At 66.7% G+C, this 11,947-nt stretch carries 11 protein-coding genes; 3 read left to right on the top strand and 8 right to left on the bottom strand.

Annotation, left to right across the window (positions count from 1 at the left end):
* Positions 1-16 precede the first annotated feature (16 nt).
* Together AC1DWT_RS09980 and AC1DWT_RS09975 are read right to left on the bottom strand one after the other, a co-directional pair.
* Entirely contained in the window at positions 17-1,060 is a 1,044-nt protein-coding gene (locus AC1DWT_RS09980) for an FAD-binding oxidoreductase (protein ID WP_072942600.1), read from the bottom strand.
* 85 nt (positions 1,061-1,145) lie between these two features.
* Positions 1,146-2,780: a ferritin family protein gene (locus AC1DWT_RS09975; protein WP_072942602.1), complete on the bottom strand. Its 1,635-nt coding sequence runs from the start codon at positions 2,778-2,780 to the stop codon at positions 1,146-1,148.
* Positions 2,781-3,078: 298 nt separating this feature from the next.
* On the opposite strand from AC1DWT_RS09975, the gene AC1DWT_RS09970 reads away from it, so the two are divergent.
* Positions 3,079-4,551, top strand: a complete 1,473-nt coding sequence (locus AC1DWT_RS09970) for a catalase (protein ID WP_206014115.1) — start codon at positions 3,079-3,081, stop codon at positions 4,549-4,551.
* Here the strand turns inward: AC1DWT_RS09970 and dmpG are convergent.
* The 3 genes from dmpG to AC1DWT_RS09955 are packed head-to-tail and all read right to left on the bottom strand — an operon-like array spanning position 4,534 to position 7,345.
* Complete coding sequence (gene dmpG, locus AC1DWT_RS09965) at positions 4,534-5,565, bottom strand: 4-hydroxy-2-oxovalerate aldolase (protein WP_206014116.1); 1,032 nt, start codon at positions 5,563-5,565, stop codon at positions 4,534-4,536. The genes AC1DWT_RS09970 and dmpG overlap by 18 nt on opposite strands.
* Positions 5,562-6,533, bottom strand: coding sequence for an acetaldehyde dehydrogenase (acetylating) (locus AC1DWT_RS09960; RefSeq protein WP_072942606.1), 972 nt, complete (start codon positions 6,531-6,533; stop codon positions 5,562-5,564). The genes dmpG and AC1DWT_RS09960 overlap by 4 nt, the downstream gene beginning before the upstream one ends.
* Complete coding sequence (locus AC1DWT_RS09955; protein WP_072942608.1) at positions 6,530-7,345, bottom strand: 2-keto-4-pentenoate hydratase; 816 nt, start codon at positions 7,343-7,345, stop codon at positions 6,530-6,532. The genes AC1DWT_RS09960 and AC1DWT_RS09955 overlap by 4 nt, the downstream gene beginning before the upstream one ends.
* An 87-nt stretch (positions 7,346-7,432) precedes the next feature.
* On the opposite strand from AC1DWT_RS09955, the gene AC1DWT_RS09950 reads away from it, so the two are divergent.
* On the top strand, positions 7,433-8,227 hold the full coding sequence (locus tag AC1DWT_RS09950) for an IclR family transcriptional regulator (RefSeq protein ID WP_072942609.1): 795 nt from the start codon (positions 7,433-7,435) through the stop codon (positions 8,225-8,227).
* Positions 8,228-8,308: 81 nt separating this feature from the next.
* Here AC1DWT_RS09950 and AC1DWT_RS09945 read toward each other — a convergent pair whose 3' ends face one another.
* The 3 genes from AC1DWT_RS09945 to AC1DWT_RS09935 form a co-directional block, all read right to left on the bottom strand.
* A complete protein-coding gene (locus AC1DWT_RS09945) occupies positions 8,309-8,953 on the bottom strand; it encodes a dihydrofolate reductase family protein (protein WP_095865414.1) in 645 nt (214 codons plus the stop codon).
* Between the two features lie 89 nt (positions 8,954-9,042).
* Entirely contained in the window at positions 9,043-9,876 is an 834-nt protein-coding gene (locus AC1DWT_RS09940) for an aldo/keto reductase (protein WP_072942612.1), read from the bottom strand.
* Positions 9,873-10,622: an SDR family NAD(P)-dependent oxidoreductase gene (locus AC1DWT_RS09935; protein ID WP_072942614.1), complete on the bottom strand. Its 750-nt coding sequence runs from the start codon at positions 10,620-10,622 to the stop codon at positions 9,873-9,875. The genes AC1DWT_RS09940 and AC1DWT_RS09935 overlap by 4 nt, the downstream gene beginning before the upstream one ends.
* A gap of 167 nt (positions 10,623-10,789) precedes the next feature.
* Here AC1DWT_RS09935 and AC1DWT_RS09930 point away from each other — a divergent pair, with 167 nt between their 5' ends.
* The gene (locus AC1DWT_RS09930; protein ID WP_206014117.1) at positions 10,790-11,947 is read left to right on the top strand and encodes a dihydrodipicolinate synthase family protein; all 1,158 of its coding nucleotides are present in this window, start codon (positions 10,790-10,792) and stop codon (positions 11,945-11,947) included.

The raw sequence follows: 11,947 nt of genomic DNA, 5'->3' as shown, positions 1-11,947 counted from the left end.
GAATTCCTGTGGTGGGCTACTCGAAGGCGGGGCTGGTGAACTTGTCGTAGAAGATCTGATCGCTCGGGGTGCCGGTGGCCTCGAGCAGGGCGAGCGCCGCGTCGACCATCGGTGGTGGTCCGCAGAGATAGACCTCGGTCTTGCCGATGTCCGGTTCGCGGCGGCTCACGACGTCGGTGACATTGCCTTCTTCGACGACGATCGACCCCGCCGGCTGTGGGACCATCGATTCCGACAGGCAGGCCACGAACGTGAAATCCGTGAGTCCCTCTCCGAGTCGGAGAATCTCGTCGACGTAGAACAGGTCGGCGGGCGTCCGGGCACCGTAGTAGAAGTGCACCGGTCGGGTATTGCCCGTCTCGCTCATGTGCCGCAGGAGTGAGAGGACGGGGGCCATTCCGGCTCCGCCGCCGATCAACACGATCGGCAGGACGTGACCTTCCTTGAGGGTGAACGACCCGTAGGGACCGGTCAAGCTGATCTCGTCGCCGACCGAGATGGCATTGTCGAGCAGCCCGGCGAACTTTCCGCCCGGATACTTCTTGATGAGGAATTCGATATGGCCGGGTGTCGACTGTGTCGTTGCCATCGAGAAGGACCGATGTTCCTCGGTCCCCGGGATCTTCAGGTCCGCGTACTGGCCGGGCCTGAACTCGTAGGCGGCGGGTTCGACGGGCTGCAATCGCAGCGAGACGATGTCCTTGGTCATCGACTCGATCCCGGTCACCTGGGTGCGTACATCCTGGATGGGGACACCGCCGAGGAGTTCGTCCTCGTCGAAGTTGAGCAGCTCGATCGTGCAGTCGCTGTACGCGGTTGAGCGGCAGAGCAATACCATCCCCTCGTCGACCTCGGATTCGTTGCACGCAAATGTCGAGTAGTTCTCCATCTGGATGTCGCCGTCCAGGACGAACGACTTGCAGGCCGAGCACCGCCCCTCGCGGCAGCCGTGCATCAGGTGGATGCCTTGCCGGAATGCGGCGTCGAGGATGTACTCGTCTTCGCCAACTTCCATCTCGATGTCGACGGGCTCGAAGTTGATACGGTGCTTGTCGGCCACGGGGGATTCTCCTGGGCTTGTGAAGTGAATGGTGAAGCGGTGGGTGGCGCCGGAAGTGGCCGCGGCGCCACCCACCGAGCCTGGATCAGGCAGGAACGGTGCTGCCTGCGCGGTACGCGGCGATGTGAGCGTCGCGTTCGGCGTCGGACATCTGGTTCAACAGCACGTTCGGGCTCTGGAAGGTGTTGCCCCGCACGTCGTCGAGGGTCCACAGCTTCTTCGGGTCGTCCAGATCGAGGTGCGGCTGACCGACCAGGGTCTTGCCGTCGTCGCGGACGTAACCGAGATCGGAGACGATGTCGGCGAGGTCCTTGCCGTGGTGCAGGGTCTCCCATTCACGGAACCCGGTGAGCCGTCCCATGTTCGGGGTCGGCTTACCCTGGTATTCCTCACGGAACGCGACGGCGTCGGTCCAGTAGCAGGTTTCCGAGCAATAGGTCCGCCACTGGTTGTCTACCTTCTCGACGACCATGTCTTCGCGGATGAGGGCGGGCACCATGCAGGTCCAGCACCGGTGCGGGTACTGGTACCCGACCTCTTCGAATGCGATCGGCTTGTTGCGACCGGGGTAGGCGAGCCGGTTGTACTCCTCCCACCACTTGCCGTACTTCGAGTACCAGCCCGGGTACTTGTGCTCGAACCACTCGAAGTCCTTGTCGGTCATGGCATCGATACGCCAGTAGTTGACCGGCCAACCGGTGGCGAAGAACCGGGCCACCTCGTGGACGTAACCCTTGTCCGTGATGCGCTTCCACGCCTCCTCGACCAGGTCGTGCGGAATCGTCAGGCCGTACTTCTCGAGCGGGATGAGGTAGCTGCGGTAGTAGTCGTCGTAGATCCAGCGACGCCACATTTCGGCGTAGCTCTCCCGGTCCTTGCGGCGGTCCTTGGTGCCGTATTCGATGAAGGTGCCGATTGCGGCGTCGACGACGCAGTGGTTGTTCCACCATGCGTACCGCAGGTCGCGTTCGAGCAGTGGGCGATTCCGCTCGTCGGCGAGGGCCATCAGCAGGATCGAGTAACCGTTGGAGATGTGCCGCGACTCGTCGGACTGCACCGAGTGGAAGACGGTCGGCAACAGGTAGTCACCGTTGGCGGCGGCCTCGTCGGGCATGGCGACGAACAGGGTGTTCGTGAACGCGGTCTCGGCGACCACGGTCAGGTAGATGTTTGCCGAGGTGATCGCGTCACCGGTGATGAATCCTTCGCCGAACTGCCGGCCGATGGTGCCCGCGTAGTTGTTCGCGAACGCCTTCTCCGTCATGTCGAACCCGGCCGGGTCGATGTAGTTGTTCATGTACAGCTTCTTGAGGTTCATCTGAATCGTCGAGTGACGCACCTCGTCGATCATCTGCACCGCGAGACCGTTGTGGATCTCCGGGTTGGGGACGGCGTCGATGGCCATCGGCATCGCTCGGGCGGCCGAGATCTCGGGGAACGGAATGATCGACAGGAACAGCTTCTGCCATTCGAGCCACCGTTGCTGCACCTGGCGGAACATGTTGCCGCGGATGGCACCGTCCATGGCGCCGTACACGCGGTTGTCCTTCTCCTCCTCCATCGGGAAGTAGGACCGCATGATCTGCTTGAGAGGATCCTTCTTCGGAGCCTTCTCGAAGGTGTAGTCGGTGCCGAACCGGGTGGCCGGGGTTGCGAATGTCGGATCCCAGGACAGTTCGGTGATCTTCGCGTGGGCCTTTGTCAGGCTTTGCCTACTCAATGTGCGCCTCCTGGATCAAGAGCCGGCCGGGTGCCGGCTGCGGGGGACGTTGTGCAATGAATTGAACCGTGTGACCCAGCTCTCGACCGTCTCAGTGTGAGACGGCTATCACATCCAGGCGTGGCGGGTGACGGGCGACGGGCGACGATCTACCGCACGATCCGCGAGTTCGGCATCGTGTTCCGAACGGGCTCACCGGGGGATGTCAAATTGAGACGCCATCGCGCTCGGTCCTGAGGGAAGCTCTCGCCGAACCACATTCACCCGACCAGCGCCGGGTGACAGACAGGAGAAATCGATGACCAACCCGAACGGACTCACCACCGTCGCCGGTGCACCGGTACCCGACAACCAGAACAGTCTCACCGCCGGCGCGCGCGGTCCGATGCTCTTGCAGGACGTCTGGTTCCTCGAGAAGCTCGCGCACTTCGACCGCGAAGTCATCCCCGAACGCCGGATGCACGCCAAAGGCTCCGCCGCCTTCGGCACCTTCCGCGTCACCCACGACATCACCGCGCACACCAATGCCGACGTCTTCTCCGAAGTCGGCAAACAGACCGAGATCTTCCTGCGATTCTCCACCGTCGCGGGCGAGCGCGGCGCCGCCGACGCCGAACGCGACATCCGCGGCTTCGCCGTCCGCTTCTACACCGCACAGGGCAACTGGGACGTCGTCGGCAACAACACCCCCGTCTTCTTCTTCCGCGACCCCCTCAAGTTCCCCGACCTCAACCACGCGGTCAAACGCGACCCGAAGTCCAATCTTCGCTCGGCGCAGAATAACTGGGACTTCTGGACCAATCTCCCCGAGGCCCTGCACCAGATCACCATCGTGATGTCCGACCGCGGCATCCCCGACGGCTACCGGCACATGCACGGCTTCGGCTCACACACCTACTCGTTCGTCAACGACGCCGGGGAACGCTCCTGGGTGAAATTCCATTTCCGCACCCAGCAGGGCATCAAGAACCTCACCGACGAAGAAGCCGCCGTCGTCGTCGCCGGCGACCGCGAGTCGGCGCAGCGCGACCTCTTCAACGCAATCGAGGAGGGCAACTACCCGAAGTGGACCCTCTTCGTCCAGATCATGCCCGAAGCGGACGCCCAGACCTACCGCTACCATCCCTTCGACCTCACCAAGGTGTGGTCGAAGAAGGATTACCCCCTCATCGAGGTCGGCGAACTCGAACTGAACCGCAACCCGGAGAACTACCACGCCGACGTCGAACAGGCGGCGTTCTCCCCGGCGAACATCGTTCCCGGCATCGGATTCTCCCCGGACCGCATGCTCCAAGGCAGACTGTTCTCGTACGGCGACGCCGCCCGCTACCGCCTCGGCGTCAACCATCACCAGATCCCGGTCAACTGCCCGAGAGGCGCAGCGCACGTCAATTCCTTCCACCGGGACGGTGCCATGCGAGTGGACGGCAACCAGGGCAGCATCCCGAGCATCGAACCCAACTCCCACGGCCGGTTTGCCGACCAGCCCAGCTACGCCGAACCGCCGCTCGGAGTGGGTGCCGTCGCCGACCGGTTCGACTACCGCGCAGACGACGACAACTACTTCGAACAGCCCGGGAACCTCTTCCGCAGCATGAACGCCGAGCAGCAGACTGCACTGTTCGAGAACACCGCCCGCGCCATCACCGGGGCGTCGGTGGCCGTCATCGAACGCCACATCGCCCACTGCACCCAAGCCGATCCCGCCTACGGCGAAGGTGTGCGCCATGCGCTCCGCGCCCGTGAGTACTTATTAACCGCCCGTGGTTAACAAGTACTCACGGGTGCGAAGCACATCGAGGGCGATGTCGGTGATCATGTCTTCCTGTCCGCCGACGAGGCCGCGTTTGCCGACTTCTTGGAGGATGGTGCGGACGTCGATGCCGTAGTTCTTCGAGGCGGTTTCGGCGTGCCGGAGGAAGCTGGAGTAGACGCCGGCGTAGCCGAGGGTGAGGGTTTCCCGGTCCACGCGCACGGGCCGGTCCTGCAGGGGCCGGACGAGGTCGTCGGCGGCGTCCTGCAGCGCAAACAGGTCGGACCCGTGCTCCCAGTCGTGGAGGTTGGCGACGGCGACGAACGCTTCGATCGGGCAGTTGCCGGCGCCGGCGCCGTGCCCGGCGAGGGAGGCGTCGACGCGGGTGACGCCTTCTTCGACGGCGACGACACTGTTCGCGACGGACAGCGACAGGTTTTCGTGGGCGTGGATGCCGATCTGGGTGCCGGGGTCGAGGATGTCGCGGTAGGCGCGGACCCGGTCGCGGACACCGTTCATGGTGAGCCGGCCACCGGAGTCGGTGACGTACACACAGTGCGCCCCATACGATTCCATCAACTTCGCCTGCTTGGCGAGGTTGTCGGCGGGGGTCATGTGGCTCATCATCAGGAACCCGGAGACGTCCATGCCGAGTTCGCGGGCCTTGGTGATGTGCTGGGCGGCGACGTCGGCCTCGGTGCAGTGGGTGGCGATCCGGATGGAGCGGACCCCGAGCTTGTGGGCCTGTTCGAGTTCGGCGATGGTGCCGATACCGGGCAGCAGCAGGGTCGTCAGGGTGGCGTGGGTGAGGTTGTCGGCGGCGGCCTCGATCCACTCCCAGTCGGTGTTGGAGCCGGGCCCGTAGTTGAGGGAGCCGCCGGCGAGACCGTCGCCGTGCGCGACCTCGATGGCGTCTACCCCGGCGGCGTCGAGGGCGGCGACGATCCGGCCGACGTCGCTGGGGGTGATGCGGTGCCGGACGGCGTGCATGCCGTCACGCAGGGTGACGTCCTGGATGTAGAGCTTGGTCATGGTGCGACCTCCGCGGGGATCGTGTTCTGGATGCGTCGGGCGATGGATTCCGCGGTGCGCAGGGCGGCGGAGGTCATGATGTCGAGGTTGCCGGCGTAGGCGGGCAGGTAATGGGCGGCGCCCTCGACCTCGAGGAACACCGACACCTTGGTGGTGACCGGTCCGGTGCCGTCGGGGAGCAGGGTGTGGACGGGTTCGCCGTCGGGGATCGGGGTGAACTGGACGTCCTGCTTGAGCCGGTACCCGGGCACGTACTCGGCGACGCGGGCGGCCATCTCGGTGATCGAGGCGCGGATGGCGTCGTGGTCGGCGTCGCCGATGAGGGCGAGGACGGTGTCGCGCATCAGCAGGGGTGGTTCGGCGGGGTTGAGGACGATGATCGCCTTGCCGCGGGCCGCGCCGCCGACCTGTTCGATGGCGTGCGACGTGGTTTCGGTGAACTCGTCGATGTTCGCCCGGGTGCCGGGGCCAGCGGACTTCGACGCGATGGACGCGACGATCTCGGCGTAGGCGACCGCGGTGACGGCGGAGATGGCGGCGACCATGGGGATGGTGGCCTGCCCGCCGCAGGTGACCATGTTGACGTTGTCGACGTCCCCGTCGAGGTGCTGCTCGAGGTTGACCGGCGGCACCACGTACGGGCCGATCGCGGCCGGGGTGAGGTCCACCAGCTTCTTCCCGTAGGGGGCGAGGGCGGCGACATTGGCCCGGTGGGCCCCGGCGGAGGTGGCGTCGAAGACGATGTCGATGTCGGCGAAGGTGTCGAGGGCGATCAGACCCCGGACGCCGTCTGCGGTGGTCGGGACGTTCAGGCGGGCGGCGCGGGCGAGGCCGTCGGAGTTCGGGTCGATGCCGACCATCGCGCCCATCTCGAGGATGTCGGAGTTGCGCAGGACCTTGATCATCAGGTCGGTGCCGATGTTGCCGGAGCCGATGATCGCGACCTTGATCGTGGGGGTCTCGCTCATGAGTGGGTGCCCTTCGAGAAGGTGGCGGTGACGGTGCCGAGGGTGGACAGTTCGGCGCGGACGGTGGTGCCGGGTGGGGTGGGGACCATCGGGCCGAGGGCGCCGGAGAGGATGACCTGCCCGGCGCGCAGCGGTTGCCCGTACTCGCGGGCGGTGCGGGCGAGCCAGGCCAGGGCCTGTAGGGGGTCGCCGAGGCAGGCGGCGCCGGTGCCCTCGGAGACGAGTGCGTCGCCCGAGTACAGCCGCATCACGACGTCGCGGGGTTCGAATTCGTCCAGGGTGAGCCAGTTCTCGCCGAGGACGTACAACCCGGAGGAGCCGTTGTCGGCGACGGTGTCGGTGATGGTGATGTCCCAGTCGGCGATCCGCGAGTCGACGATCTCCAGCGCGGCGGCGGCGCGGGCCACGGCGGCACGGATCTGGGTGTCGTCGAGGTCGCCGTCGATCAGGTCGGCGCCGAGCACGAACGCGATCTCGGCCTCGGCCTTCGGTTGCAGCAACCGGCCGCTGGGCACCTCGGGCAGGGCGGTGACGTCCATGTCGGCGAACAGCACCCCGAAATCGGGCTGGTCGACGCCGAGCTGCTGCTGCACGGCGGGGGAGGTCAACCCGATCTTGCGGCCGGTGACCGTCCCCCCGGCGGCGAGACGCCGGTCGGTCAGCAGCTGCTGCACGGCATACGCCGCGCCGATGTCGGTGGTCCCGAGCAGGTCCCGCACGGGCGCACACGGTCGTGCGGTCGCGGCCGTGAGCCGCTCCGCGGCGGCCTGAATCGACGAATTCGGGAGGGCCGTAGAGGTAGTGGGTGGCATCGATGACCTCGCTGTGGGCTGGTTCGAGTGGGACGTTGCGCGCGTTGCTGCTTGTACTGTGCTGGGCCGAATGGGGATACTCAACGAATGAGTCCCGTAGAACGGAACACTTCGGCAGCGGGTGACGAGCCGACGTCGGTGGTCCGGCGGATATCGGATCTGCTCGCGGCGTTCGGTCCCACCGACACGACGCTGGGTGTCAACGAGTTGACCCGGCGCACCGGGATCCCGAAGGCGACGGTGTCGCGGCTGGTGAAGGAGATGGAGGGCGTCGGGTTTCTCGAGCGCAGCGGCGTCAAGGTAGGGCTCGGACTGCGGCTGTTCGAACTCGGGGAACGGGCGTCGCGGCGACGTTCGGTCCGGGAGGTGGCGCTGCCGTTCCTCGCCGACCTGCGGGAAGCGACACGGCAGACGGTGCACCTGGCGATCCTCGACGGGGCCGAGGTGGTGTACGTCGAGATCCTCCCGGGGCGGGATGCGCCGTGGCTGCCGTCCGGCGTGGGTGGGCGTCTCCCCGCACACGCGACGGGGGTGGGCAAGGCTCTGCTCGCGGGATCACCGCCCGCGGCGTTCGAGGCCGTGGTCGCGGCCGGGCTGTCGCGGGTGGGTCCGCGCACCATCACCGCGCCCGGAGCGCTGGTACGTCAGTTGCGGCGGATCGCGTCGACCGGCATCGCGTACGAGCACGAGGAGTCGGCACCCGGCGTCGCGTGTGTCGCCAGTGCCGTCCGCGTCGACGACGGTCCGCCGGTGGCCGCCGTCTCGGCGTCCGGGTGGATCGGCAAGGTCGACATCCGGCGCGTCGGGCCCGCCGTGCACACCACCGCACTGAGCATCACACGAGCGCTCACCGAGGTCGGGGATCGAAGTACCGGTCGGTGAGGTCGGCGCTGGAATCAGCCGGCCGGCGACAGCAGGACGAGTAGGGCCCTCGTCCCTCGGCCATATCGAAGTGCGCCTGTGTCACTTCCGCCAGAACAGGTGGTGGGTCACGCCGCTCGGGCTGGGCACGACGTCGCAGTGGAACCGGTCGAGCAACTCGTCGGGAGATTCCCAGAGTCGCGCCCCGGATCCGAGTTCGATCGGTGACACCACCACGTGCAGGGTGTCGACGAGGTCGGCGTCGAGGAACTCCCGGATGGTGGTCGCCCCGCCACCGAGCCGGACGTCCTTACCCTGCGCCGCCTCCCGCGCCTGCTCGAGGACCGTGGCCGGATCGGTGTCGACGAAGTGGAACGTGGTGTCGGAGAGCGTGAACGACGGACGGACGTGGTGGGTCAGCACGAATACCGGGGTGTGGAACGGGGGTTCGTCGCCCCACCAGCCGCGCCACTCGTAATCCGCCCAAGGCCCGCGATGCGGACTGAACTTGTTACGGCCCATGATCTCGGCACCGATATTGCAGTCATAGTCGCGGATCAAGTAGTCGTCGAGGCCGCGGCTCCCGCCGGGGCCGGTGCGCATGTGCCAACTCGCCGTGGCACCCGCCCACGCGAACAGGACACCAGGGTCGGCGTGACCGAACGGCCTCTCGAAGCTCTGGCCGTCACCGGCACCGAACCCGTCACGCGACACGTTGAAGTTCTGGACCCTCAGCAGTTGACTCATTCGGTTCCTCCTGCGCTCTCGACGATGGTAACGAGGAAGAGACTCCGAGGGCAGGACAAACTCATCGGCGCGGGTTCCTGGGGCCTGGTTCAGTGGACGTCGTCGGGGTGAGGTCCTGTTCGCTCGTTCCGGTCCAGTGCCGTGATCTGCGCGATCTCGTCGGCGTCGAGCGCGAAGTCGAACACGTCGATGTTCGCGCGCATTCGTTCCGGTGAAGACGATTTCGGCAGAGGGATTGTGCCGCGCTGCAGATGCCACCGCAGCACGAGCTGAGCGAGGGACACGTCGTGCCGGCGTGCGAGTTCGGTGAGTACCGGATTCTCCTGCAGCCGGCCACGGGCGAGTGGTGCCCATGCCTGGGTGTGGATGCCCAGGCTCCGGTGCAGTTCCACCATCGGCTGCTGGGGGAGCAGTGGATGTATTTCGATCTGGTTCACCATCGGACGCACGGCGGCGACCTCGAGCAGCCGGTCCAGGTGATCGGCCTGGAAGTTCGAGACTCCGATCGCCCGGATCCGTCCGGCGGCGTGGAGTTGTTCGAGTGCCCGCCACGTGTCGAGGTACGCGCCACGAGCGGGGGCGGGCCAGTGGATCAGGCACAGGTCGACGTAGTCCAGGCCGAGGCGGGCAACGCTGCTCTCGACGGCGTCGAGGGTCGACTGGTAACCCTGGTCCTCGTTGGAGACCTTGGTGGTCACGAACAGTTCCTCGCGGGGCACACCGGAATTGGTGAGAGCACGACCGAGGGAGCGTTCGTTGCCGTACATCGGAGCGGTGTCGAAGGCCCGGTACCCGGCCGCCAGTGCGTGCCGGACGGTGGTGCACATGGCGTCGTCGGGAATCTGAAACACCCCGAATCCGATGGCGGGCATCACGACCCCGTTGCTCAGGGTGACCGACGGAATCGTCGTTGCTTCGGTCATGTGATCGAGTACCCTCCGTCGACGGGCAGCACGACGCCGGTGACGTAGCGGGCGGCGCCGGAGACGAGGAAGAGCACGACATCGGCGACGTCGTCACCGTCGGCGAACCGCTGCAACGGAATCCGGCTCAGCTTCTGGGCGCGGAACTCCTCCTGGCCGAGCACCTCGGCGGTCATCGGGGTTTCGATGTAGCCCGGCGCGATCGTGTTCACGCGCACGCCCTGCGGCCCCAGTTCGACCGCCAGGCCCTTGCCGAGTTGGGTGAGCGCCGCCTTGGTCGCACCGTAGGGCACGATGCCGGGCACCGCGCGGTCGGCGGACAGCGAGGCGATGTTGACGACACTGCCGCCCGACGCGATCAGCGATTTCATCGCCTGCCGGGTCAGCCGGTACACGGCCGACAGGTTCACGTCGACCAGCCGCTGCCAGCCGTCCTCCTCCACATCGATCGCGGGGGTCCGCAGCTGGATGCCTGCCGCGTTGATCAGGATGTCGAGGCTTCCGGCCACCTGCTGGGCGAGGTCGACGGCGGATGCGCTGAAGGCTGGATCGGTGAGATCCCCGCACAGCCCGTGCCCGCCGATCCCGTCCATGACCTCGGTGATCTTCGGGTCGGCGTCGACTCCCACCACCACGACGCCCTGCGCCGCGAGCGCCCGGGCGATAGCGGATCCGATTCCTCCGGCCGCGCCGGTGACGATGGCGGCCTTGCCCTTCAGTTCGGTGACCTGTGTTGATGCGCCCACGGTGTGGCTCCCTTCGGGTGGCGCGGCGACGGCGAACAATGCCGACCCAGTCGCGCCGGAAAATGCTTTCAGTGAATGAACTGAGACTCAATACGGTCTAGACCTTGCTATTCATCACAGTATATCGTGATCCATACTTCAGCAAGAAAGCGATTTCAGGAGATTTCATGGCCTCGATTGTTCTTCCCGACCTCGATCGTTCGACCGGCACGCTCGTGCTCGGTGAGCCCGCCCGGCTGGACACCCGGTCCACGGCACCGACCAGCAGAGCGGTGTACGCGGCCTCGCACGTGGTCGCCGATCCGCTGCGCGCGTCCGCCGAGAACGCCGCGGACCAGATCGACTGGGACGCCACCCTGCAACTGCGCCGCGACCTGTGGTCGCTGGGACTCGGGGTGGCCGAGTCGATGGACACCGCGCAGCGGGGCATGGGGCTCGACTGGGCCGGCGCGCGCGAACTCGCGGTCCGCACCCTCACCGAGGCGAAGTCGGTCGGCGGCCGGGTAGTCGTCGGTGTCGCCACCGATCAGCTGAAAACGGATTCGCCCTCGCTGGAGGAGATCCGCGACGCGTACCTCGAGCAGGTCGAGGCGATCGAATCCGCCGGCGGCGAGGTGGTGCTGATGGCCAGCAGGCACCTCGCCCGGGCGGCGAGCGGCCCCGACGACTACCTCTCCGTCTACGACGCGGTGCTGTCGGCGGCCACCCGGCCGGTCGTGCTGCATTGGCTGGGTTCGGTGTTCGACCCCGCACTCGACGGCTACTGGGGATTCTCCGACCCGTCAGCGGCGATGGACACCGTTTTGCAGATCATCGACAACCACCGCGAACGGGTGCGTGGCATCAAGGTGTCGCTGCTCGACCCCGCCCTCGAGATCGCCCTGCGGCGGCGGATGCCCGACGGTGTCCGGGTATTCACCGGCGACGACTACAACTACGTCGACCTGATCGCCGGCGACGGCACCCACACCAGCGACGCGCTCCTCGGTGCGTTCGCCGCGCTCGGCCCGTTCGCCTCCGCCGCGTTCGCCCGCCTCGACGACGGCGACGAGCAGGGCTTCCGGAACATCCTCGGCCCCACCGAAACCCTGAGCCGGCTGCTGTTCGCCGCACCGACGCAGTACTACAAGGTCGGGGTGGCGTGGCTGGCGTACCTGGGCGGCAAGCAGGACCATTTCCGGATGATCGGCGGCTTCGAAACCGGCCGCAGCCTGACGCATCTCGCCGAACTGGTCCGCGCCGGCGACGCGATCGGCCTGTTCACCGATCCGGACTTCACCGCCGCACGCGCCTCTGCGTACTTCGCGGTGCACGGGATCCGCTGA

The sequence above is a fragment of the Rhodococcus sp. P4_B6 genome (genome assembly GCF_056402215.1).
The sequence above is the reverse complement of the archived record's forward strand: the minus strand, read 5'-3'. Positions and strand labels throughout refer to the sequence as shown.

What these genes read in the sequence shown, in the direction of transcription:
- AC1DWT_RS09970 (WP_206014115.1), top strand. Translation starts at nt 3,079, where the DNA reads ATGACCAACCCGAACGGACTCACCACCGTCGCCGGTGCACCGGTACCC.
- dmpG (WP_206014116.1), bottom strand. Translation starts at nt 5,565, where the DNA reads ATGACCAAGCTCTACATCCAGGACGTCACCCTGCGTGACGGCATGCAC.
- AC1DWT_RS09960 (WP_072942606.1), bottom strand. Translation starts at nt 6,533, where the DNA reads ATGAGCGAGACCCCCACGATCAAGGTCGCGATCATCGGCTCCGGCAAC.
- AC1DWT_RS09955 (WP_072942608.1), bottom strand. Translation starts at nt 7,345, where the DNA reads ATGCCACCCACTACCTCTACGGCCCTCCCGAATTCGTCGATTCAGGCC.
- AC1DWT_RS09950 (WP_072942609.1), top strand. Translation starts at nt 7,433, where the DNA reads ATGAGTCCCGTAGAACGGAACACTTCGGCAGCGGGTGACGAGCCGACG.
- AC1DWT_RS09945 (WP_095865414.1), bottom strand. Translation starts at nt 8,953, where the DNA reads ATGAGTCAACTGCTGAGGGTCCAGAACTTCAACGTGTCGCGTGACGGG.
- AC1DWT_RS09940 (WP_072942612.1), bottom strand. Translation starts at nt 9,876, where the DNA reads ATGACCGAAGCAACGACGATTCCGTCGGTCACCCTGAGCAACGGGGTC.
- AC1DWT_RS09930 (WP_206014117.1), top strand. Translation starts at nt 10,790, where the DNA reads ATGGCCTCGATTGTTCTTCCCGACCTCGATCGTTCGACCGGCACGCTC.